The 22,404-nt window shown below is 63.0% G+C and carries 16 protein-coding genes; 6 read left to right on the top strand and 10 right to left on the bottom strand.

What is annotated here, in order from left to right; all coding sequences use genetic code 11:
* Positions 1-176: 176 nt before the first annotated feature.
* From HBO11_RS24875 to HBO11_RS24900, 6 genes are all read right to left on the bottom strand, one after another.
* Entirely contained in the window at positions 177-2,597 is a 2,421-nt protein-coding gene (locus HBO11_RS24875) for a TonB-dependent siderophore receptor (RefSeq protein WP_169954791.1), read from the bottom strand.
* A gap of 82 nt (positions 2,598-2,679) precedes the next feature.
* On the bottom strand, positions 2,680-3,639 hold the full coding sequence (locus tag HBO11_RS24880; protein ID WP_169954792.1) for a FecR family protein: 960 nt from the start codon (positions 3,637-3,639) through the stop codon (positions 2,680-2,682).
* Positions 3,636-4,151: a sigma-70 family RNA polymerase sigma factor gene (locus HBO11_RS24885; RefSeq protein WP_169954793.1), complete on the bottom strand. Its 516-nt coding sequence runs from the start codon at positions 4,149-4,151 to the stop codon at positions 3,636-3,638. Before HBO11_RS24885 ends, HBO11_RS24880 begins: the two co-directional genes overlap by 4 nt.
* Positions 4,152-4,280: 129 nt before the next feature.
* The gene (locus HBO11_RS24890) at positions 4,281-4,835 is read right to left on the bottom strand and encodes a DUF4174 domain-containing protein (RefSeq protein WP_032862995.1); all 555 of its coding nucleotides are present in this window, start codon (positions 4,833-4,835) and stop codon (positions 4,281-4,283) included.
* 164 nt (positions 4,836-4,999) lie between these two features.
* On the bottom strand, positions 5,000-5,632 hold the full coding sequence (locus HBO11_RS24895; protein WP_169954794.1) for a glutathione S-transferase: 633 nt from the start codon (positions 5,630-5,632) through the stop codon (positions 5,000-5,002).
* A gap of 50 nt (positions 5,633-5,682) precedes the next feature.
* Positions 5,683-8,040, bottom strand: a complete 2,358-nt coding sequence (locus tag HBO11_RS24900) for a DNA polymerase II (RefSeq protein WP_169954795.1) — start codon at positions 8,038-8,040, stop codon at positions 5,683-5,685.
* A gap of 227 nt (positions 8,041-8,267) precedes the next feature.
* On the opposite strand from HBO11_RS24900, the gene HBO11_RS24905 reads away from it, so the two are divergent.
* The 6 genes from HBO11_RS24905 to HBO11_RS24930 all read left to right on the top strand — a co-directional run bounded on the left by HBO11_RS24905 (position 8,268) and on the right by HBO11_RS24930 (position 16,087).
* Positions 8,268-10,499 (top strand): TonB-dependent siderophore receptor, encoded by a 2,232-nt coding sequence (locus tag HBO11_RS24905; RefSeq protein ID WP_169954796.1) that lies wholly within the window; start codon positions 8,268-8,270, stop codon positions 10,497-10,499.
* Positions 10,500-10,734: 235 nt separating this feature from the next.
* Positions 10,735-11,622: a LysR family transcriptional regulator gene (locus tag HBO11_RS24910; RefSeq protein WP_169957327.1), complete on the top strand. Its 888-nt coding sequence runs from the start codon at positions 10,735-10,737 to the stop codon at positions 11,620-11,622.
* A 116-nt stretch (positions 11,623-11,738) separates the two neighbouring features.
* A complete protein-coding gene (locus HBO11_RS24915) occupies positions 11,739-12,845 on the top strand; it encodes a tartrate dehydrogenase (protein ID WP_169957325.1) in 1,107 nt (368 codons plus the stop codon).
* Positions 12,846-12,847: 2 nt separating this feature from the next.
* Positions 12,848-14,296, top strand: a complete 1,449-nt coding sequence (locus tag HBO11_RS24920) for an aldehyde dehydrogenase family protein (protein WP_169957323.1) — start codon at positions 12,848-12,850, stop codon at positions 14,294-14,296.
* A 32-nt stretch (positions 14,297-14,328) separates the two neighbouring features.
* The gene (locus tag HBO11_RS24925; protein WP_169957322.1) at positions 14,329-15,087 is read left to right on the top strand and encodes an SDR family oxidoreductase; all 759 of its coding nucleotides are present in this window, start codon (positions 14,329-14,331) and stop codon (positions 15,085-15,087) included.
* Positions 15,088-15,115: 28 nt separating this feature from the next.
* Positions 15,116-16,087 (top strand): cyclase family protein, encoded by a 972-nt coding sequence (locus tag HBO11_RS24930; protein WP_169957320.1) that lies wholly within the window; start codon positions 15,116-15,118, stop codon positions 16,085-16,087.
* Position 16,088: 1 nt separating this feature from the next.
* Here HBO11_RS24930 and HBO11_RS24935 read toward each other — a convergent pair whose 3' ends face one another.
* The 4 genes from HBO11_RS24935 to mrdA all read right to left on the bottom strand — a co-directional run bounded on the left by HBO11_RS24935 (position 16,089) and on the right by mrdA (position 22,110).
* Positions 16,089-18,506, bottom strand: coding sequence for a TonB-dependent siderophore receptor (locus HBO11_RS24935; protein WP_262381114.1), 2,418 nt, complete (start codon positions 18,504-18,506; stop codon positions 16,089-16,091).
* Between the two features lie 110 nt (positions 18,507-18,616).
* A complete protein-coding gene (locus tag HBO11_RS24940; protein WP_169957317.1) occupies positions 18,617-19,591 on the bottom strand; it encodes a FecR family protein in 975 nt (324 codons plus the stop codon).
* Entirely contained in the window at positions 19,588-20,100 is a 513-nt protein-coding gene (locus HBO11_RS24945; RefSeq protein ID WP_057439140.1) for a sigma-70 family RNA polymerase sigma factor, read from the bottom strand. The genes HBO11_RS24940 and HBO11_RS24945 overlap by 4 nt, the downstream gene beginning before the upstream one ends.
* A 117-nt stretch (positions 20,101-20,217) precedes the next feature.
* Complete coding sequence (mrdA, locus tag HBO11_RS24950; protein WP_169957315.1) at positions 20,218-22,110, bottom strand: penicillin-binding protein 2; 1,893 nt, start codon at positions 22,108-22,110, stop codon at positions 20,218-20,220.
* Positions 22,111-22,404: the final 294 nt, after the last annotated feature.

Below are 22,404 nucleotides of genomic sequence, written 5' to 3' on the forward strand. Positions count from 1 at the left end.
TGGTGCCTGAACTACCGCTATCGCGGGCAAGCCCGCTCCTACAAGGGATCTCTGTTGGGCATAGGATTTGTGCCACACCACAAATCAAATGTAGGAGCTGGCTTGCCTGCGATGGCGGTGTGTCAGCTGGCAAAAATGGTGCCTGAACCAGCTTCCACAGGGGGGCGTGGGTGGATTTAGAAATCGTATTTGACGCTGGTCATCAGGTTGCGCGGTGCGCCGTACATCCCGTGGTTGCCGGCATAGCTGAAGTACTCGCGGTCAAACAGGTTGTTGAGGTTGACCGAGGTGCTCAACTGCGGTGTCACGTCATAGCGCAGTAGCAGGTTGGTGATGGCGTAGCTGCCCTGGCTGAACGTGTGCAGGTCTTCACCGACTTTGCTCTGCCAGTTCACCCCGCCCCCCACGGTCACTTTGTTCAACGCGCCCGGCAGGCGGTAGGTGGTGAAGGTCTTCAGGCTCTGGCGGGGCAAGGTGGTGACGATGCGTTTGTCGTCGGCATCGGTACTGACCGCATAGGCATAGCCCGCAGAGGCTTGCCAGCCTTCAGCCAATTGACCGTTGAGTTCCAGCTCGACGCCCTCGGTGGTGGTGCCCTTCTCGTTGCGGTAGGTGTTGCCGCCCGGGGTGTCGATCCAGATCGCCAGGTTGTCCTGCTCCAGCTTGAACAGCGCCAGGCTGGTGTTCAACTGCTCGTCGAAGAAGCTGCCCTTCAAGCCAAGCTCGTAGCCCTTGCCTTCCATAGGTTCCAGGGCCTTGTTGTTGATATCGCGCACCCAACTGGCCTGGGGATTGAAGATCTTGGTGTAGCTGGCGTAGGCCGACCAGTTGTCGGTCAGGTCGTAGACCACGCCGGCGTAGGGAATGTACACGCCGGTCTCCGATTCATCGGTGCGGGTGGCGACGCCGCCATAGGGGCTGTCTGCGGTTTCGCGCTTCCAGTCGATGACCCGGCTGCCGAGGATCACACTCAGGTCGTCGGTCATGCGCAGGCGCGTGCTCAGGTAGGCGGCGTACTGGCTTTCATCCACCGAGGATTTGCCGGTCACCGGGAAGTCCGGCTTGGCCGAGTGCCCGTCCCAGTTGAACAGGTTGTCGATGGCGCCCGCCGGGGAACCGGAATACGCGTAGTTCCAGCCGCCATGGCTGGGCACGTTTTCCTTGTACTTGGACAGGGTCACGCCGGCGATCAACTCGTGCTCGCGGCCCAGCAGGCTGAACGGGCCGGTGGCGTACAGGTCGAGGTTGTCCTGGCGCGGCGTACCGGAGAAGCGCACCGGCAACTGCGTGGTGCCGCTGCCATCGCTGTTGAGGTTGCCATTGACGTAGTTGAACACCTCATCGAACTTGTTTTGCGAATGGGTGAACTCGGCCTTGGCGCTCCAGCCACTGTCGAACTTCTGTTCGATGGAGGTAAAGAAACTGGTCTGTTCATGGTCGTTATAGGACCAGGCCGGTGCGGTATTCAGGGAACGGCTGAGGTTGCTGCGCGAACCGTCGGTAAAGCGCGTGGGCAAACCGGAACGCGCCGGGGCATCCACGTCGGTACGCAGGTAGCTGAAACCCAGGGTCAGCAAGGTGTCTTCGCTCAAGTCGAATTCCGTGATGCCGTACAGCAATTGGGTCTGCTGCTTGTAGCGGTCGACCCAGGCATGTTCGCTCTTGTAGTCGGCCACCAGGCGCCCGCGCACGTTGCCGGTTTCGGTCAGCGGGCCGGACACGTCCAGGCCACTGCCGTAGCGGTCCCAGTTGCCCGCTTCAGCGGTGACACTGGCCCGCGCCTCGGCCGTCGGGCGCTTGCGGATCAGGTTGATGGTGGCCGAGGGGTTGCCCATGCCGCTGATCAAGCCGGTGGCGCCGCGCACCACTTCCACCCGGTCGTACATCGCCATGCTCTGGGTGTAGTTGTCCATGCGCGTGACGGTGGGCACGCCGTCGATTTCGAAGTTCTGGATCTGGAAACCCCGGGAGAAATAGCTATCGCTTTCCGAACCCAGGCCATCACGCAATACGATGATGCCGGGGGTGGCATCCAGGGTATCGGACAGGTTGGTCAGGCGCTGGTCATCCAGGCGCTGGCGGGTCATGACGGTCAACGATTGCGGGGTTTCCCTGGGCGTCAGGTTCAGGCGCGTGGAGCTGCTGGACGACTGCGTGGTGTAGGAACCGGTGCCTTCGGTGGTCGACCCCGGCGCCTTGCCGGAGATCGACACGGTGCCCAGTTGCAATGCGCCGTCGGTAGGCCGGGACTCCAGGGAGTAGTTATCGCCACTGCCACGCACCGCTTGCAGCGAGCTGTTGCTGAGCAGGATCGCCAGGCCGCTGTCGAGGTCATGCCGCCCTTGCAGGCCCGGGCTGGTCTGCCCTTGCGTGAGGGCGGCCGGGTAGGACAGCAGGATCTGCGTGGCCTGGCCAAACTGGTTCAACGCGCCGGCCAGTGAGCCTGGGGCGATATCGAATTCCTGCTGTGACGCGGCCATTGCCCAGGCCGGCGCCAGCAACAACGGCGCAGCCACGCCGAAGCTGGCGATGCCACGGACGACGGCCACGGCCAGTGATTTTTTCAGTGTTGCCCGGATGGTGCGTTGCGGGTGCATGCCCTGTTCCCCAGATAAGTGAGTGTCTGGGGATATAAGTCTCGTGAGATTGGGAAACGGACCACAGGCATGCAAAATAAATTCATACCTGTGCCCGACGCGGTTTCAGCGTGACCCAGTACCGCGTGAAATGCTGCACATCCAGCTTGAGGGTCTGTTGCAGCGCCACCAGAATGCGGTCGGTGTCGGCCAGTGGATAGGTGCCAGACACGCGCAGTTCGCGCACGCTCGGATCACAGTCCAGATGCCCGCGCCGGTAGCGGCTCAATTCATTGAGGAAGTCTTCCAGGCGCAGATCCTCGGCGACGATCATGCCGCGGCTCCAGGCCAGTTCGCCGGCGCGCTGGGAGCGCCGCGCCAGCAGGGTCTGCGGGTCAAAGCTGATGATTTCGCCGGGAGAAAGGCTCAGGTTGCGCGCTGGAATCTGCGCCGCCAGCGGCTGCTGGTCAGCCCCCAACTGGGTAAAACCATCGCGCTGGCGCACGCTGAAGCGCCCGCCCGTGGCGTGGGTCAGGCCTTCGGCGGTTTTCACCCACAGCGGGCGGCTGTCCAGCGGGTTGGGCAACACCAGGATCTCCCCGCGCAGCAGATGAATCTGGCGCTGGTCGGGGCCGTAGTTCACATCGACAGCAGTGTCGGTGTTGAGCTGGATTTGGCTGTTGTCCGCCAGGTCGATGCGCCATTGCTCACCGACCGAGGTGCTGAAATCGCAGGTCCAGGGTTGCAGCAGGCCGGCGTCCCGGGCGGTCCATGCCACACTGCCGGCGGCCAGCAACAGGGCCAGATTTTTCAGCACCCGGCGCCGGGACATCGCCGGCAACAGGGTGGCGCTGACCAGCGCCTGGTGCGCCGGGTCGCGCACCTCGTGCATACGCTGGAAAAATCGCTGGGAATACTGCCATGCCTGCTCGTTGAGCGGATCCTGCTGGCGCCACGCCAGCCATTGCGCACGGGTCTGTTCGGTGACATCCGGCGCCTGCAACTCCAACTGCCAGTGCATGGCCTGCTCGGCGGCGTCCAGGGTCAGGGGCGAGGGATTCATGGGCGCTGGCTGTCGAGCACAATGCACTGCGCACCGGCCTTGACGATGTAGCGCTTGACCGTGGTGATGCTGGTGCCCAGGCGCTCGGCAATCTCGCCGTGGCTCAAGCCGTCGAGCTGCGACCAGAGGAAGGCCTGGCGCACCGGCAATGCCAGGCGGCTGAGCACTTCGTCGAGAGCCATCAGGGTTTCCAGGAGTAGCCATTGCGTCTCGGCGCTGGGGGCGACCTCTTCGGGCAACAGCGCCAGGGCTTGCAGGTAGGCCTTTTCCAGCTTCTGCCGACGAAAGTGATTGGACAACACGCTCTGTGCGACCTTCGCCAGAAAGCTGCGAGGCGCCTGGACTTCCAGGGGTTGGTTCTTGGCCAGCAGGCGCAGGAATGTATCCTGGGCCAGGTCGGCGGCGCTCTGCGAGCAGTTCAGGCGACGCCACAGCCAGTGCTGCAGCCAGCGGTGTTGCTGCTGATACAGGGTGGCCAGGTCAGTAGGGCTTGTCGCAGGGTTCGGGGGCATGGAGGGTGCGCGCAGAAGGTAGGCCGTAAATGATAACGGTTATCATATGCTTCATGGCGCAATGCCTGCAAGTGGCATACAGCTTGTAGGGTTCGCTGGCACCTCCCCTGTAGGCGCCAGCGAGGAGCATCAATCTTCCAGTGGTTGCGGCGCGTGCTTGCCAGGCTTGGCTTTGGCGCCAGGTTTGCCCGCTGCCGGGGCGGCGGGTTCCGGCTCGGCGGGGGCGGCGGCTTCTTTTTCTGCCATGGGCATCTTGTCGACAGCCGCAAAGAACTCTGCAAGGTCAAGGGTATCGGGGGGCACGGTCTTTTCGACTTTCTTCTCGCCATCCTTGCCCACCAGGATCACTTTGGTGCCGGCACTGGCGCCAAGCTTCAGGGCGCGGATCAGCGCGTTGGTGTCCTGGGCGCCGAGGTCCTTGCCGTCACGCTGGCCGACGGTGCCGATGCTCGTGTAGTTCACGGTGTAGAGCACCATGTTGCGCTCGGTGAACTTCTGTTTGTTCTCAGGCTGTTCAAGGTCTTTCTTGAGCTGGACCTGAGTCGGGTCGATGGAGCTGGGTGCAATCACGATCAGCGGGCGGAATTTGCCTTGATCCTGTTCCAGCGGGCCTCGGTTATCCGCAGCCAACAACGGCCCCGTAAACGCCATCAAGGTAGCCAGGGTCAGCGACCGGACGAGCATGCGTACCTCCTTCCAATTCCATGCAGAGTTTTTGAGTTTCATGTCTGCGACAGTCAATTTCAAGGATGATTCCTACGCGACTATCAGAAAGAGTAGGCCAGGACGCCCGCGACGCAAGGGCTTGAGGCGCTTCGAGGCTCATTGTTTCTTCTGATTGCCAAGGCTCACTGCCCGGGCCAATCCGGCCAGTGCCAGGCGAACACCGGGGCCACCTGCGGGTCGGCATCCACCTGCGCCAGGGCCTGGGCGCACGCGGGGTGGGAGTGTTGCAGGACGTCGCGCGCACCCTCCCAGCGGGACACGGCCGCCGCCATGATGCCCAAGGCATTGGGCAGGCCCTGCGGGGTAAAAAGTTGCCCGGCAAATTGCTCGGCAAACAACTGCCAGGTGCGGTGCAGTTTCTGCTGGGTACCTGCAATCAGTTGCGCCTGTACCGCCTCGTCGGCGTCGTCGAGAAAGCGCTGGGGGTAGTCGATGATGGTGATTGCCGAGTAGCAGTTGGCGGCGATATACACCAGGCCGCGAATGATCTGCGCACGGTTGCCGGACAGCAATCCGCTGGCCGGATACGCCAGGCCCAGGTGGATCAGGATCGCCGCGCTCTCCGTCAACACGCTGCCGTCGGGCAGTTGCAGGGTGGGGATTTGCCGCAGCGGGTTGATCTGCCCGAGGGCCTCCATCCCCGCCGCATCGCCCCAGGGGCTGGCATCGACCTGCTGCCACGGCACGCCGCAACGTTGCAAGGCGATTTCGACGATGCATGAGCCAGAGCTTTGCGTACCGTAGAGCGTGTACATGGGCCTTCCTCCTGGAGATTCAGCGTCCAGAGTGAAACGTGTTCCAGGGGTTAAAACAAGCCCATCTGACCACCGACCAGGGTGCTGAAATCATCATCGACAAACGGCAGGATCGCATCGGCCACCGGCTGCAATTGCCGGGTGACGTAGTGGTCGTAGTCAATCGGCGCCTGGCGTACTTCCAGGGGCTCGGGGCCGTTGACGGTGATCACGTAGCGAATCCAGCCACCGTTCTGGTACTGGCGCGGGCGGCCCTGGCGGTCGTTGTATTCATCCGCCAGGCGCGCGGCCCGTACATGGGGCGGCACGTTGCGTTCGTAGTCGCCCAGTTGCCGGCGCAGGCGCTTGCGGTAGATCAGCAGCTCATCGAACTCGCCGCTGATGGTGCGGCGCACGTAGTCACGCACGTAATCCTGATGGGGCTGGCGATGGAAGATGCGCTGGTACAGCTCCTGCTGGAACTGGCGGGCCAGGGGCGACCAGTCGCTGCGCACGGTTTCCAGGCCTTTGTAGATCATTTCTTCACTGCCATCGGCGCGGGTCACAAGGCCTGCATAGCGCTTCTTGCTGCCCTCTTCCGCACCGCGGATGGTCGGCATCAGGAAGCGGCTGAAGTGGGTTTCGTATTGCAGTTCGAGGGCGCTTTGCAGGCCGAATTCGCTGTGCAGGCGCTCGCGCCACCATTGGTTGACGTGTTGCACCAGGTCCTGGCCGATGCGCGCGGCGTCCTCCTGGGAATGGGCACTGCCGAGCCAGACAAAGGTGGAGTCAGTGTCGCCATAGATCACCTCATAACCCTGGGCTTCGACCAGTTCGCGGGTCTGGCGCATGATCTGGTGGCCGCGCAGGGTGATCGACGACGCCAGCCGCGTGTCGAAGAACCGACAGCCGCTGGAGCCGAGCACGCCGTAGAAGGCATTCATGATGATCTTCAGGGCCTGGGACAACGGCGCGTTATGCTCGCGCTTGGCCACTTCGCGGCCTTCGGAGACCCGCGCCACAATGGCCGGCAGGCAATGCCGGGTGCGGGAAAAGCGCGCGCCGCGAAAGCCTTCCACCGACTCGCTGTCGTCAGGATGGCGCAGGCCTTCGATCAGGCCCACGGGGTCGATCAGGAAGCTGCGAATGATCGACGGATAAAGGCTTTTGTAGTCCAGCACCAGCACCGACTCGTACAGCCCCGGCCGCGAGTCCATGACAAAACCGCCGGGGCTGGCCTGGGGCGGTTTGTCCCCCAGGTTGGGCGCGACAAAGCCCTGGCGATGCATCAGCGGCATGTACAAATGGGTGAACGCCGCCACCGAACCACCGTTGCGATCTGCCGGCAGGCCGGTAACGCTGGCCCGTTCCAGAAGGAACTTGAGCAACTCGGTTTTCTCGAAAATCCGCGTCACCAACTCGCAGTCCTTGAGGTTGTAGCGCGCCAGGGCGGGCTTGTCCTCGGCGAACATGCGGTTGATCTCGTCCATGCGCTGATACGGCGTTGCGATCGACTTGCCTTCGCCCAGCAGGGTCTGGGCGACGTTTTCCAGGCTGAATGACTCAAAAGTCCAGGTCGCCGAGCGCAAGGCCTCGATGCCATCGATGATCAACCGCCCGGCAGCGGCGGCGAAGAAATGGTGGCGGCTGCCGTGCTCGCGCCAGGCCATGGCCTCGCCGCCACGGCCAAGCAGCAATGGCACGTTAAGGCGTTGGGCATGCTCGTGGAGGACCCGCAGGTCGAACTGCACCAGGTTCCAGCCGATGATCGCGTCGGGGTCGTATTGCGCCAGCCACTGGTTGAGGCGCTCCAGCAGTTGGGCGCGGCTGTCGCAGTATTCGAGCTTGAAATCCACCGCGCAGGTTTTGTTCGGCGGGCCGAGCATATACACCTGGCGCTCGCCGCAGCCTTCCAGGGCGATGGAATACAGCTCGCCGCGCGCGGTGGTTTCGATATCCAGCGACACCAGCTTCAACGCCGGGCGGTAGTCGGGCGCAGGCTTCATCTGCGCCTCCAGCAACATCCCGCCCTCGCCGGGCGTGCCGCCAAATGCCACCGGTGCGGTGATGAAGCGCTCCATCATATAGCGCTCGGGCGGGCGCACATCGCCTTCGTAGACATCCACGCCGGCCTGGCGCAGGCGTTTTTCCAGGTCCATCGCTTGGCGATGCTGGCGGGTGTAGAGGCCCAGGACCGGGCGGTGGTGGAAGTCACACAGTTGCAGCGGGCGCAGTTCCACGTCGCGCTCGCCCTTGAGCACCCGTTGCGCGTGCTCGCGATGGGCCAGCGGAATAAACATCACCGAAGGCTGCACCGGTAGACGGATATACCGCGGCCCCTGGTCGGTCGCCAGCCAGAAGCTGACCTGCGTGCCCGCCGGGGTGTCGTGCCAATGCCGGGTCAGGACAAAACCCTGCTGTAAATCCACCTTGCCGCACCTCAGGAATCGCTTTCAGGGCGCGATTCTACTCGGCATCCGCCATCAGGCCTTAATAGAAATTTTTTGCCCTTCAGAAAAGTCATACACCACAAATCAGTTTGTGAAATATCATTTAGCATTTATTATCATTTGCACTGGAGTCGTATTCGCGCAACGAGGAAGCGCAACGTTGTTGCCCCCTTCCTCACATTGACGCTTCGCCGTCCGGATCGACCATGCCCACTTGTACCCGACTCGCCGTGCCGTTTCGCCCGACCCTGCTCGCCCTGTGCTGCTCCCTGAGCTTTGCTGTCCACAGCGCCCCCCAACAAACCCCGCAGGATGCGGGCAATGGCCAGGCCCTGGAACTGGGGGCAACCAGCATCAGCGCCGAATCCATCATCCCCGGCGCCCTGCCCCCGGTGTACGCCGGCGGCCAGGTCGCACGCGGCGGGCAGTTGGGGGTCTTGGGCAACCAGGACATCATGGACGTGCCGTTCAGCATGGCCTCCTACACCGAACAACTGATTCGCGACCAACAGGCCGAGACCGTGGGCGATGTACTGCTCAACGACTCGTCCGTGCGCCAGGCCTCGGGTTACGCCAACCAGTCGCAATTGTTCGTGATTCGTGGCCTGCCATTGAATGGCGACGACATTTCCTACAACGGTCTGTACGGCATCCTGCCCAGGCAGATCATGTCCACCGACGCCCTGGAACGGGTGGAAGTGTTCAAGGGCCCCAACGCTTTTATCAACGGGGTAACGCCCTCCGGCTCCGGTATCGGCGGCGGCGTGAACCTGCAACCCAAGCGCGCCGACGACGTGCCGCTGCGCCGCTTCAGCACCGATATCAGTAGCGAAGGCCGGATTGGCCAGCACCTGGATCTCGGCCAGCGTTTTGGCGAAGACAATCGTTTTGGGGCGCGGGTGAACCTGTCCCAGCGTGAAGGCGATACCGCCACCGACAATGAGAACCAGCGCTCCAAGCTGTTTGCCGTCGGCCTGGATTACCGTGGTGATGCATTGCGCCTGTCGGGGGATTTCGCGTATCAGAAGCAGCGCGTCAATGGCGGGCGCAACTCGGTGTTCCTCGGCCCCCTGGTGACCCACGTACCCGACGCCCCTTCCGCCGACACCAACTACGCGCCGCGCTGGAGCGCAACCAATATTGAAGACACCCTGGGCATGCTGCGCGCCGAGTACGACCTGAACGACAACTGGACCGCCTACGCGGCGGGCGGTGCCAAGCATACCCGGGAGATGGGCCGGTATTCCTCGGTGACCGTCAACGACAACCTGGGCAATGCCCAGACCAGCGCCTCGACCATCGCCCACGAAGAAGACAACAGCAGCGCCATGGCCGGCTTGAAGGGCAATTTCCAGACCGGGCCGGTGAGCCACCGCCTGAATTTCGGCCTGGCCGGGATCTGGACCGAGGCGCGCAACGCCTATGTGTTCGACAGCGCCAAGACCAGCACCAATATCTACCACCCGGTAACCGGCGCCGAACCGCGCCTGAACAGCCCGCGCAATACCCCTGGCACCGACTTCAGCGACCCGACCATCACCGCCAAGACCTTCATGCGCAGCGCGGCGGTGTCCGACACCGTTGGTTTTATCGATGATCGCTTGTTGGTCACCCTGGGCCTGCGCCATCAGCAAATGGTGGTGCAGGGCTACAACTATATGAGCGGCAGCCGCACGGCCAACTACGATCAGTCGATCACCACACCGGTGTACGGCATTGTGTTCAAGCCTTGGGAGCATGTGTCGCTGTATGCCAATCGGATTGAAGGTTTGGCCAAGGGGCCTGTTTCGCCGGTTAACTCCTCTGGGCGTACGGTGATTGGCGGTGGCCAGGCGTTCGCGCCGGCACGCTCCAAGCAGATCGAGGCCGGGGTCAAGGTTGACATGGGCACCTACGGCGCGACCCTGGGTGTGTATCGCATAGAGCAGCCCGGCGCCGGCTACACCCAGATCATTGATGCCACCACCGCACGCTTCGTGCGTGAAGGCGAGCAAATCAACAAAGGCGTAGAGCTCAACGTATTCGGCGAACCGCTGGCCGGCCTGCGCTTGCTCGGCGGTGCGACGGTGATGAAAACCGAGCTCAAGGGCACCCAGAACGGCGCCAACGACGGCAACCGCGCGATTGGCGTGCCGTCGTTCCAGCTCAATGCCGGTGTGGAATGGGATGTGCCGGGCCTGCAAGGCGTGACCCTCAGCGGGCGCATGTTGCGTACCGGCGGGCAGTACGTGGATGCCGCCAACAACCTCAGCCTGCCGGCCTGGAACCGCTTTGACCTGGGCGCACGCTACAACTTCAAAGTGGAGCAGCGCGACGTCACCCTGGGGCTGAACGTGGACAATGTGGCCAATACCAAATACTGGGAGTCGGCAATGGGCGGCTACCTGACCCAGGGCGACCCACGGGTGGCCAAGCTGTCGGCGAGCATCGAGTTCTAACCGGCACTTTACTCAAGGCAGCAAAGATTAAAGGTGGGAGCTGTCGAGCCCCGGCGAGGCTGCGATGGCGGTGGGTCAGTCACCATCAATGCTGGCAATGCCGCCGCCATCGCAGCCTCGCCGGGGCTCGACAGCTCCCACAAGGGATCGGCGGCGCCTCCAACGTTGTATCAGACGATTGGACAGTCCTGTCCCAACTGCGTAGTTTTCACAGACCGCGCACAAGGACTCTGGCATGGCCCCCGATCTCACCTCCATCGAGCTGTTCCTCAAGACGGTCAAGCTCGGCAGCCTGTCCCGGGCGGCCGAGCAGTCGCACCTCTCGCTGTCAGCGGCCAGCCGGCGCCTATCGTTGCTCGAGCAGCATTTCAAGGTCGCCCTGTTACACCGCTCCTCCACTGGCGTCTCGCCCACGGCGGCCGGCGAGGTGTTGGCCGAGCATGGGTTGGCGATTTTGCGCGCAGTGGATGTGATGCACGCTGACCTCGCGGACTACGCCAAGGGCGCCACCGGCCGCGTGTGCCTGTATGCCAACAGTTCGGCGATGAGCCAGCAACTGCCCCGCCAACTGACCCAGTGGAACGCTCTGCACCCCGGCATCCGCCTGGATATCCGCGAAGAGCGCAGCCGCGAAATCCTGCAGGCGGTGCGCGATGGCGTGGCCGATGTGGGCATCGTCACCACCCAGCCGGGCGGCGAGGACTTGCGCTTTGCCCCGTACTGCCAGGACCGCCTGTGCCTGCTGGTGCCCGATGATCATCCGTTCAAGATGCGCCATGCGCGCTTTGCCGATTTACTGGGCTATGACTTTGTGGGCCTGGAGGATAACGCCGCCATCACCGCGCTGATCACCGAAGCCGCCGCCGCGATTGGCATGCCGCTGCGCCTGCGGGTGCAGGTACGCAGCTTTGAAGCGGTGTGCCGGCTGATTGCCGCCGGGCAAGGGGTTGGCGTGTTGCCCCAGGGCGCGGTGCAGATCTTTCGCAAGGAGATGGCCTTGCGCTTTATCGAAATCGACGACCCTTGGGCCGACCGCCAGATGTACCTTTGCATGCGCCAGCAACAGCCGTCTCCGACGAGTCTGGCATTATTCGACTACCTGGTTGCCTGCCACTGCGACTGATCACTGGCCTTCGATTTTTGCGAAGGCCGCTTCTGTAATCAGCAATTCCCCCACCGCTGCACCTGTGCCAAGAATGTCCCCGCCTCACTGACAACAACAAAAACAGGAGACACGGCGTGTCCAATTCCACGACCAGCACCCGCCATCGTATTGCGGTGATTCCCGGCGACGGTATCGGCCGCGAGGTGGTGCCCGAAGGCCTGCGCGTACTGGAGGCCGTCAGCCGGCGCTTCGGGATTGCGTTTGAGTTCGATCACTTTGCCTGGTGCAGCGAGCACTACCTGGCCCACGGCACCATGATGCCGGACGATTGGGCCGAGCAGATCGGCAGCCATGATGCGATCTTCTTCGGCGCCGTGGGTGCCCCGGACATCATCGCCGACCATACGGCGGTGTGGGAGTCACTGCTCAAGATCCGCCGCCAGTTCGACCAGTACGTCAACATCCGCCCGGTACGCCTGATGCCCGGCGTGCCCTGCCCGCTTGCCGGCCGTGTGCCGGGGGATATCGACTTTATCGTGGTACGCGAGAACACCGAGGGCGAGTACTCCAGTGTCGGCGGGCGGATGTGGGAAGGCACGCCGCGCGAGATCGCGGTGCAGGAGTCGATCTTCTCCCGCGAAGGCGTGGACCGGGTGGTGGACTACGCCTTCAAACTCGCCCAGCAGCGACCACGCAAGCACCTGGTGGCCGCCACCAAATCCAACGGCATTTCCATCACCATGCCGTTCTGGGACGAGCGGGTGAACCTGATCGCCCAGCGCTACCCGGACGTCAAGAGCGCCAAATTCCACATCGACATACTGTGCGCACACTTTGTGCAGCACCCGGACTGGTTCGATGTGGTGGTGGCCTCCAACCTGTTTGGCGACATCCTCTCCGACCTCGGCCCGGCCTGCACCGGCACCATCGGCATTGCCCCCTCGGCCAACCTCAACCCCGAACGGCGCTACCCGTCGCTGTTCGAGCCGGTACACGGTTCGGCGCCGGACATTGCCGGGCTGGGCGTGGCCAACCCCATCGGGCAGATCTGGTCGGCTGCGTTGATGATCGAGCACCTGGGCAATGGCGACCCGCTGTACCAGCAGGCCGCAGCAGCGATTGTCTCGGCCATCGAAACGGTGCTTGCGCAAGGCCCGCGCACCCGGGAAATGGGCGGCAGCGCCAGTACGATCGAAGTGGGCGTGGCCATCGCCGAATGCATCGCCGGGAACAGGAGCTGAACATGATCAACGCACATTACATCGCCAACCAATGGCAAGCCTCGACGTCCCTGGAAGACATCCCGGTGATCGATCCCAGCAGCGGCGAAACCTACTCCAGCATCGCCCGGGGCACCGCTGCCGATGTGGACGCCGCCGTCCGCGCCGCGCGCCTGGCCGTAGGCGAAACCTTCGATGGCCCGTGGGGCACGTTGTCGGCCCTGGAGCGCAGCCGCCTGCTGGCCAGGCTTGGCGCGGCGGTGCTGGAGCATCACGAAGAACTGGCGCAGATCGAGGCGCGGGACACTGGCAAGGCGCTGAAAGTCGCGCGGGCCGATGCCACCGCCCTCGCCCGTTATTTCGAGTACTACGCTGGCGCGGCCGACAAGTTGCACGGCGAGACCCTGCCTTATCAGAACGGCTACACGGTGCTGACGGTGCGCGAGCCCCATGGGGTAACCGGGCATATCATCCCGTGGAACTACCCGATGCAGATCTTCGGCCGCAGCGTCGGCGCGTCCCTGGCGGCGGGCAACGCCTGTGTGGTCAAGCCGGCCGAGGATGCCAGCCTGTCGTTGCTGCGCCTGGCGCAGATTGCCGCCGAGGTGGGCTTCCCGGCCGGTGCGATCAATGTGGTGACCGGCTATGGCTACGAGGCTGGCGCGGCGTTGTGCAGCCACCCGGGTATCGATCACATCTCGTTTACCGGTTCCACCCTGACCGGCACGGCGGTGTCCAAGGCCGCCGCTGAACGGCACTGCCCGGTGACCCTGGAACTGGGCGGGAAATCACCGCAGCTGGTATTCGCCGATGCCGACCTGGAGCAAGCCTTGCCGGTGCTGGTCAACGCCATTGTGCAGAACTGCGGGCAGACCTGTTCGGCGGGCAGCCGGCTGCTGGTGGAGCGCAGCATTTATGAGGCGCTGGTGGAGCAACTCAGCCAGCGTTTTCGCGAACTGCGCACCGGGCCTTCGGCGCTGGACCTGGACATGGGCCCACTGATCAACCAGAAGCAGCAACGCCAGGTGCGTGAGTTCGTGCGCGAGGCCGAACAGGCCGGCATCACGGTGGCCGCGCGCGGCCAGGTGGTGGCCGAGGCCGGCAGTGGTGGTTACTTCCAGGAAGCGGTGCTGTTTCGCGACGTGCCGCCCGACAGCCGCCTGGCCCGGGAGGAAGTCTTCGGCCCGGTGTTGGCCGTGATGCCTTTCGACGACGAAGCCGAGGCGATCCGCCTGGCCAATGGCACCGAGTTCGGCCTGGTCGCCGGCGTATGGACCCGCGACGGCGCACGGCAAATGCGCCTGGCGCGCAAGCTGCGCTGTGGCCAGGTATTTATCAATAACTACGGGGCCGGCGGCGGGGTTGAACTGCCCTTCGGCGGCGTCAAGGCCAGCGGTTATGGCCGGGAAAAAGGCTTCGAGGCCCTGCTGGGCTTTACCACCTTGAAGACCATTGCGATCAAACACGGCTAAGCCATTACAACAACAAGAAAGGAGCACACTCCATGCGTCTAGCAAACAAAGTTGCCATCGTCACTGGTGCCGGTTCCGGCTTTGGTGAAGGGATCGCCAAGACCTTCGCCCAACAGGGTGCGCGGGTGATCGTCGCCGACATGAACGCCACCGGCGGCCAGCGGGTGGTCAATGAGATCGCCGCCACCGGCGGCCATGCCCATTTCGTCGAGGTCAATGTGGCCAACGACGAAAGCGTGGGCGCGCTGCTGCGCGCGACCCTGGAGCAATTCGGCGGGCTGGATATCGTCATCAACAACGCCGGCACCACCCACCGCAACCGGCCGATGCTGGAGGTGGACGAGGCCGAGTTCGACCGGGTGTTTGCGGTCAACGTCAAAAGCATCTACCTCAGCGCCAGGCATTTTGTGCCGCACTTTCGCGGCCAGGGCGCCGGCGTGTTCGTCAATATTGCCTCGACCGCCGCGATCCGCCCACGCCCGGGACTGGTCTGGTATAACGGCAGCAAGGGCGCGGTGGTGGTCATGAGCAAGACCATGGCGGCGGAGCTGGGGCCGGACAATATCCGCGTCAATTGCGTGAACCCGGTGGTCGGCGCAACCGCGTTGCTCAGTGAGTTCATGGGCGTGCCGGACACCCCGCAAAACCGTCAGAAGTTCATGGCAACCATCCCCCTGGGACGTTTTTCCACCCCGCAAGACGTGGCCAATGCCTGCCTGTACCTGGCCTCGGACGAAGCGGCCTTTATCACCGGCACCTGCCTTGAAGTCGACGGTGGGCGCTGCGTGTAACTCAACGACCAAAGGGATCGGAGTCGATATGTGCGACTTACATAACAAGAACGAACCGAGCACCAAGCAGCTACTCGAAGGCCTGCCAAAGAACTGGGGTAAATGGGGACCGGACGATGAAGTCGGCGCCCTCAATTACCTGACCGAAACCGAAGTGCTGCGCGGCGTGGCCGCGGTGCGCCAGGGCAAGACCTTCACCCTGCAAGTGCAGATCGGCCATCCGGGCGGCGACCCGATGTGGCCGGCGCGCAACCCGTCGATGCGCTTCAACACCCTGGATCACAGCCACTACCACTTCGGCAAGCAACCCGAAATGACCGGCGGCGCGGCGTATTGCGACGATGTGATCTTCATGCAGCTGCAAGGCTCGACCCAGTACGACGCCCTCGGGCATGCCTGGTACGACAATCAACTGTGGAACGGCTACGACGCCATGAGCACCGTCGGCGGCATGGCCAAGGCCAGTGTGCTGGCGATTGCCGAGCGCGGCGTGGTCGGGCGCGCGGTGCTGATCGACATGGCCCGCCATCGCGGCAAGAAATACCTGGGCCGTGGCGAAACCTTCAACCACCTGGACTTGCTGGCCGCCGCCAAGGCCCAGGGCGTGACCATCGAAAAGCGCGACATCCTGATCATCCGTACCGGCTCCATGGGCGCCTTCTACGAGTATGGCAAGACCGAGTTTTTCAAGGACCTGGTGGAGCCCGGCCTGACCTACAGCCGGGAACTGGTGGAGTGGTTCCACGCCATGGAAATCCCCAACCTGGTGACCGATACCATCGCTAACGAAGTGATCACCGATCCGGTGTCGGGGGTGCAGATTCCGTTGCATTGCGCGCTGATGCGCAACCTCGGCATCGCCTTTACCGAGATCGTGCTGCTGGAGGATCTGGCCGCCGATTGTGCCGACGACGGCCAGTGGAAGTTCCTCTACACCGCCGCGCCGTTGAAGATTGTCGGTGGCAGCGGCGCGCCGGTGAACCCGGTGGTGATCAAGTAGCTCACCAATCGTAGGACACGGCCAGGGACGCAGTGCGCTCCTGGCCGTAATAGCAACCAAAGGAGTAGTTGCAGGACGAGACGTACTCGCGGTCAAACAGGTTCTGCACGTTGAGGCTGGCTTCGGCACCCTTGAATGTGGGGCTGACGCGGCTCAGGTCGTAGCTGATGGTGGCGTCAAAGACCACGAACGACGGGGTCTTGAAGGTGTTGGCCGAGTCGCCGTACTTCTTCCCGGTATACCGCGCACCACCGCCTACGGTCAGGCCGGCCAGGGTATCGCCGGCAAAGTGGTAGTCGGCCCAGGTACTGGCGCTCCAAGGCGCCTGCGCCTCGCTGCGGTTACCCTCTTCGCCGTAGTTGCTCTTGGTATAGATCACGTCCAGGTACGACAGCGCACTGATCAACTCCACCTGGCCAAACCGGGCCTTGCCTTCAAATTCCACGCCCCGCGAGCGCACTTCGCCTTCCTGCAACTGGTATTCGCGATAGACCAGATCGCCGGTCAGGACGTTTTTCTGCTTGATCTGGAACACCGACAAGGTCAGCAGCGACTGGTCGTTGGGCTGGTATTTGAGGCCCGCCTCATACTGCTCGCCTTCCACCGGTTTATAGGCGCCGCCGCCACGCTCCGGGGCCAGCCGGCCGACGCTGGGCAGAAACGACTCGGCATAACTGACGTAGGGCGCCAGGCCGAAGTCGGTGAGGTAAGTCAGGCCGACGCGACGCGTGAGTTGCTTGTCTTTCTGCGACACCGTGCTGTGGTCCAGCAGGTCGCGATTGATCACTTCGGCCCAGTCTTCACGCAGGCCCATGGTGAGGATGAAACGGTCGAACTTGATCTGGTCCTGGGCATACAGGCCGGTCTGCTTGACCGTGTTGTTCCACTTGGTGGTCAGTTGCGGCTGGCCAAAGGTGTGGTAGTTGGACGGTTTGTAGAGGTCGATGATTTCTGCGCCGGAGAGGTTGTAGCCCTGATATTTACGGGTGAACTCGCGGTGATCGAAGCCCACCAGCAAGGTGTGTTCCAGGGCACCGGTGGCGAACTTGGCCTGCAGGTTGTTATCGAGGGTGTAGGCGCTGTTGTGTTGGCGCCAGTCGAGCTTGGTGCGGCTGGCGCGGGTGTCGTCGGTGCTGCCATCGGGCAGTTCGACGAAGCGGTTCAGGTAGAAACCTTTGTAGCGGTCGTTGACGTCGGTAAACCGTGCGGTCTGGCTATATTCCAGGTTGTCGTTGAAGGCATGGGAGAAGTCATAGCCCAGCACATACTGATCGCGAATGTAGTTGTTCCAGTCGGAGTCGCCGAGGAAGGTGTCGCGGTCGATGTGCTGGCCCTTGGAGTTGCGGTACAGGGTGCCAATGGCCGGCAACGCCTGGTAGTCGGCCAGGGATTTGTCACGCTGGATCTGCGCATAGATCGTCAGGGCAGTGTCATCCGTGGGCGCCCAGGTCAGGCTGGGGGCCAGCAAGGTGCGGCTGTCGGTGGCATGGTCGACCATCTCGTTACCGTCGCGGACCAGGCCGATCAGGCGGTAGCTCAAGGTTTTTGCCTCATCGAGGGGGCCGCTGAAATCCAGGGCGCCATTGACCCGGTCGTAACTGCCCAGGCCAAACTTGACCTGATGCCGGGCCTCAGTGGTGGGCCGCTTGGACACCAGGTTGATCATGCCGCCCGGCTGGTTCTGCCCGAACAGCACTGAGGCCGGGCCCTTGAGCACTTCAATGCGTTCCAGGGTGTAGGGATCGATCTGCGGCGCGCCACCGAGGCTGCCGGCGTAAGGCAGATAGGCGCCATCGAGATACAACAAGGTGGGCGCGAAGCCACGGCTGGTCAGCTCGTCGGCGATGGTGTTGCGATCGGTATAGCCGTTGGTATCGACGCCTGGGGTGTAGCGCAAGGACTGGGTCAGGTTGCGTGCGCCCTGGACCTTGACCTGGTCGGCGGTGACCACGTTGACGGTCTGCGGGATTTCCAGGATCGGTGTATCGGTCTTGGTGGCCGTCGCGCTGCGGGTGGCCACATAGCCATCCACCGGGCCCCAGGCATTTTCTGCTACCAGGCCGGTGACGGTGGTGGCGCCAAGGTTCAAGGCGCCGCCTTCGGGCAGCAGGTACAGGCTCCAGGTGCCATTGTCGGTGACGGTCAGGCCCAGGCCACTGCCGGCCAGCAAGTGTTGCGCGGCCTGTTCAGGGCTGTATTGGCCCTGCAGCGCCGGCGCGCGGCGGCCTTGCAGCAAGGCCGGGCTGACCGACAGCGTGCGCCCGCTTTCCCGCGACAGCCGGCTCAGGCTATCGCCGAGGTCTGCAGCGGGCAGATTGAAATATTGCTGGGTGCTGGCGGCCGTATCGGCCAGGGCGGCCACGGGGTGGCCGACCACCGCCAGGGTTACGGCCAGGGTCAACAGGCAGGGACGGATCATCAAGGGTGCCATAGGGTGAGGATGCTCATTGTCAGGTTGGCGTTCCCTAACCTTGACTCGCGAGATCGGCGACCCCCTCACGCTGAGTGAAAATAATTCCCATTGTCGGCTCAACGCACGTCTATCAGGGTCAACCAGGGGCCGTAGTGACTGATGCGCAGGGGGAAGGTCTGGGCCAGCGACTCCAGGGTTTGCGCCGGATCATCCAGTGGGTACACGCCATAGACGCGTACTTTTGCGGCTTGCTCACTGACCCGCAATACGCCCCGGCGATACGGCCGCAGGGCGTCGATCAACAGGCCCAGGGGCTCATCACGGATATCCACGCGGCCGTCGCGCCAGTCCGCGCGGCTGCGTACCGAGAGCGGTACCGGGCGCACATCGACATCGCTGAACCACGCCGCCTCCCCCGCCTCTACACGGCGCTGGCTGCCGCCGAGCGTGGTGACCTGGACGCTGTGCAGCTGCACCGAGGTCAGGCTGCCGGTGGCCTCCTGGCGCACCATAAATTGCGTGCCCAGGGCCTGGACTTCGCCCTGGTCGGTGGCGATCACAAACGGCCGGCGCGGGTCGGCGGCGACGTCCACGAACACTTGGCCCTCACGCAGGCGCACCAGGCGACGGCTGTCACTGAAGTGGATGTCCACCGAACTGCGGGCATTGAGGCTCAGGCGGCTGCCATCGGCCAAGGCGAAAGTCTTGCGCTCACCGGTGGCGGTGTGGCGGTCGGCCCACAGGCCATTGAGCGGTTGGGCGCGGTCAAAGATCGCCGCACCGCTGACACCGAACAACACCAGGGCCAGGCCACCGCGCAGTACCTTGCGCCGCGCTTCGGAATCCGGCGTCGCCAGGGCCTGGGTAACGGCGCGCAATTGGCCGGGGCTACGGGCCTCGACGCGCTGCAAATCAGCAATCGGCTGCTGCAGCAAACTGCCCACACGCTGCCAGGCGACGGTGTGCTGGGGGTTGGCCCGCAGCCAGGCTTCGAAGGCTTGACGCAGCGCGGGGTCGTCAGCCCCGGCCTCCAGGCGTAGCAACCAATCCACGGCGGCGCGGGTGGTGGCGTCCACCTTGGGGTGGCTCATGTCAGGTCCGCCGACTCGGCCAGGCAATGCAGGAAAGCCCGGCGCAGATCACGCTCTACCGTGGCCAGCGACACGCTCAACTGCTGGGCGATGACGGGCTGCGACAAGCCCTCGAGGCGATTGAGCATAAAGATCTGCCGGACACGCGGCGGTAGGCCATTGAGCAGGCGATCGATGCTTTCCAGCGCTTCGCGCACCAGGGCCAGGTCTTCTTCCGAAGGGGTGTAGGCGTGCGGCAACTGCGCTAGGCTGTCGAGGTAGGTCTGCTCCAACCGTTTGCGTCGCCAGAAGCTGAACAACAAGCGGCGCGCCACGGTGCTGAGAAACGCGCGGGGCTCATCGAGTTGATGGAGCTGGCGCGCATCCAGAATGCGGATAAACGTGTCCTGGGTCAGGTCCGCGGCATCTTGCGGGCACTTGAGCTGACGATACAACCAGGCGCGCAACCAGCGATGGTTGTCGTCATAAAGCGTTGCCAGAAGGACCTTGGGATCGGTAGGAGTAGACACGCGGGCAGCCAAGCACGTTAATGATAATTCATCTCATTATCTGCGCAGGCTGTGGCTAAATGCAATCGCTTATCTACCCAGTGGAACCTCGCTCAAGACGGCTTGACGATACTGGCGCTAGACACGAGGGTCGCCCGATGTCTTGGCCGGCGTGGCGTACTGCGGTTTCAGGTGGCCTTGTTGATCGAGCAACCAGGCATCCATGATCTGGCGCACCACCGGGCCTGCCACCCGGCCGCCCGCCTCGCCGTTTTCAATCATCACTGAAATCACGATCCTGGGGTGTTCAGCCGGGGCGAAGCCGACGAACAATGCGTTGTCGCGGTTGCGCTCGCGAGTCTTCAGGCGGTTGTAGCGCTCGCCCTGCTTGATTGCCACCACCTGCGCGGTGCCACTCTTGCCCGCGATCCGATACTGCGCACCGGCGGCCGACGCCCGGGCAATCCCGCGCGGGTCGTGCATCACCATTTGCATGCCGTGGTTGACCTGATCCCAGTCGCGGGGGTTCTTGAGCACGACATTGGGCATCGGGTTCTCGTCCACGGGTGGCACACCGTCGATGGTCTTGGCGAGGTGCGGACGATTCCACACGCCCTTGTTGGCGATCAGCGCGGTGGCCTGGGCCAATTGCAACGGGGTGACCTGCATATAGCCTTGGCCGATGCCGAGGATCACGGTTTCGCCCGGGAACCAGGGCTGGCGCCGGGTGGCACGCTTCCAGGCCTGGGATGGCATCAGGCCGGCCGACTCTTCGAACATGTCCAGGGAGACTTTCTGGCCAAGACCGAATTCGGCCATGTAGTCGTGCAGACGATCGATCCCCAGCTTGTGGGCCAGGTCGTAGAAGTAGGTGTCATTGGAACGCATGATGGCGGCGTCCATATCTACCCAGCCATCACCGCTGTGGTTCCAGTTGCGGTACTTGTGATCAAAGTCCGGCAGTTGGTAGTAGCCGGGGTCGAAGACCCGGGTTTGCGCGGTGACCACGCCACTGTCGAGACCGGCGATGGCCACTTCCGGCTTGATCGTCGAGCCTGGCGCATACAGCCCGCGCAACACGCGGTTGAACAAGGGCCGGTCGAGGGAGTCATGGAGCGCGGCATATTCCTTGAAACTAATGCCGGTGACGAACGAGTTGGGGTCAAAGCTGGGTTTGCTGACCATCGCCAGGACTTCGCCGGTTTGCGGGTCGAGGGCTACTACTGACCCGCGACGGTCGCCCAGGGCTTCTTCGGCGGCTTCCTGGAGCTTGATATCCAGGCTCAGGACGATATTTTTGCCGGGAACCGGATCGGTATGTTTGAGCACCCGCAAGACCCGCCCCTGGGCATTGGTCTCGACCTCTTCATAACCCACATGGCCGTGCAACTGCGACTCATAGAAGCGCTCGATGCCGGTTTTACCAATCGATTGCGTGCCACGGTATTCGACCGAATCCAGCTCCTTGGACTCTTTCTCGTTGATGCGCCCCACGTAACCAATGGAATGCGCAAAGTGTGCACCCAGCGGGTAGTGCCGCACGAACTGCGGCTCGACATCCACGCCTGGCAGGCGGAATTCGTTGACGGCCAATATGGCGATCTGTTCTTCAGTCAACTCATAGAACAACGTCACGGGCACGAACGGGTGGCGCGCTTGCTTCAGGGCCTTGTCGAATACAGCGCGGTCTTCGGGGGGCAGGTGCAGCAGAGCGATGATCGAGTCCAGCTCCCCTTTCAGGTCGGTAGCCCGTTCGCGGGTGATGGTCAGGTTGTAACTGGGACGGTTATCGGCCAGAACCACACCGTTACGGTCATAGATCAGGCCGCGGGTCGGGGTGATGGGCAGGACGTGGACACGGTTGTTTTCGGAGATGGTGGAGTGATAGTCGAACTCCACCACCTGCAGGAAATACATGCGGGCGACCAGGGCACAGGTGATGCCAAGCACCAGTATTGCGCAGGCCAGCAGGCGCTTGTTGACCAGGCGGTGCTCTTTTTCGTGGTCTTTGATCGGTATGGCTTCGGGCATTTCTACAGCATCTCGTTGAATAAGGGTGATGCCGCATCCTGCGGTTGAAAGGCCGTCCCTGAAAAAGCTGCTGCACCTTACCAAAAATACCGAAACACTTTGTATTGAATTGACCGAAGGGTGGTTGGGGGGTGGATAGCAGCGAAGCTGCGGGCTAGTCTTTGCGCGCGCCTTTTCGACCGCCCAAAACAAAACCCCAACTGCTTTCGCAATTGGGGTTTCGGAATTTAATCTTGACGATGACCTACTCTCACATGGGGAAACCCCACACTACCATCGGCGATGCATCGTTTC

This window comes from Pseudomonas sp. WS 5010 (assembly GCF_012985565.1).
Lineage (GTDB): Bacteria > Pseudomonadota > Gammaproteobacteria > Pseudomonadales > Pseudomonadaceae > Aquipseudomonas.

What these genes read in the sequence shown, in the direction of transcription:
- HBO11_RS24880 (WP_169954792.1), bottom strand. Translation starts at nt 3,639, where the DNA reads ATGAATCCCTCGCCCCTGACCCTGGACGCCGCCGAGCAGGCCATGCAC.
- HBO11_RS24905 (WP_169954796.1), top strand. Translation starts at nt 8,268, where the DNA reads ATGCCCACTTGTACCCGACTCGCCGTGCCGTTTCGCCCGACCCTGCTC.
- HBO11_RS24910 (WP_169957327.1), top strand. Translation starts at nt 10,735, where the DNA reads ATGGCCCCCGATCTCACCTCCATCGAGCTGTTCCTCAAGACGGTCAAG.
- HBO11_RS24885 (WP_169954793.1), bottom strand. Translation starts at nt 4,151, where the DNA reads ATGCCCCCGAACCCTGCGACAAGCCCTACTGACCTGGCCACCCTGTAT.
- mrdA (WP_169957315.1), bottom strand. Translation starts at nt 22,110, where the DNA reads ATGCCCGAAGCCATACCGATCAAAGACCACGAAAAAGAGCACCGCCTG.
- HBO11_RS24940 (WP_169957317.1), bottom strand. Translation starts at nt 19,591, where the DNA reads ATGAGCCACCCCAAGGTGGACGCCACCACCCGCGCCGCCGTGGATTGG.
- HBO11_RS24935 (WP_262381114.1), bottom strand. Translation starts at nt 18,506, where the DNA reads ATGATCCGTCCCTGCCTGTTGACCCTGGCCGTAACCCTGGCGGTGGTC.
- HBO11_RS24920 (WP_169957323.1), top strand. Translation starts at nt 12,848, where the DNA reads ATGATCAACGCACATTACATCGCCAACCAATGGCAAGCCTCGACGTCC.
- HBO11_RS24895 (WP_169954794.1), bottom strand. Translation starts at nt 5,632, where the DNA reads ATGTACACGCTCTACGGTACGCAAAGCTCTGGCTCATGCATCGTCGAA.
- HBO11_RS24875 (WP_169954791.1), bottom strand. Translation starts at nt 2,597, where the DNA reads ATGCACCCGCAACGCACCATCCGGGCAACACTGAAAAAATCACTGGCC.
- HBO11_RS24930 (WP_169957320.1), top strand. Translation starts at nt 15,116, where the DNA reads ATGTGCGACTTACATAACAAGAACGAACCGAGCACCAAGCAGCTACTC.
- HBO11_RS24925 (WP_169957322.1), top strand. Translation starts at nt 14,329, where the DNA reads ATGCGTCTAGCAAACAAAGTTGCCATCGTCACTGGTGCCGGTTCCGGC.
- HBO11_RS24890 (WP_032862995.1), bottom strand. Translation starts at nt 4,835, where the DNA reads ATGCTCGTCCGGTCGCTGACCCTGGCTACCTTGATGGCGTTTACGGGG.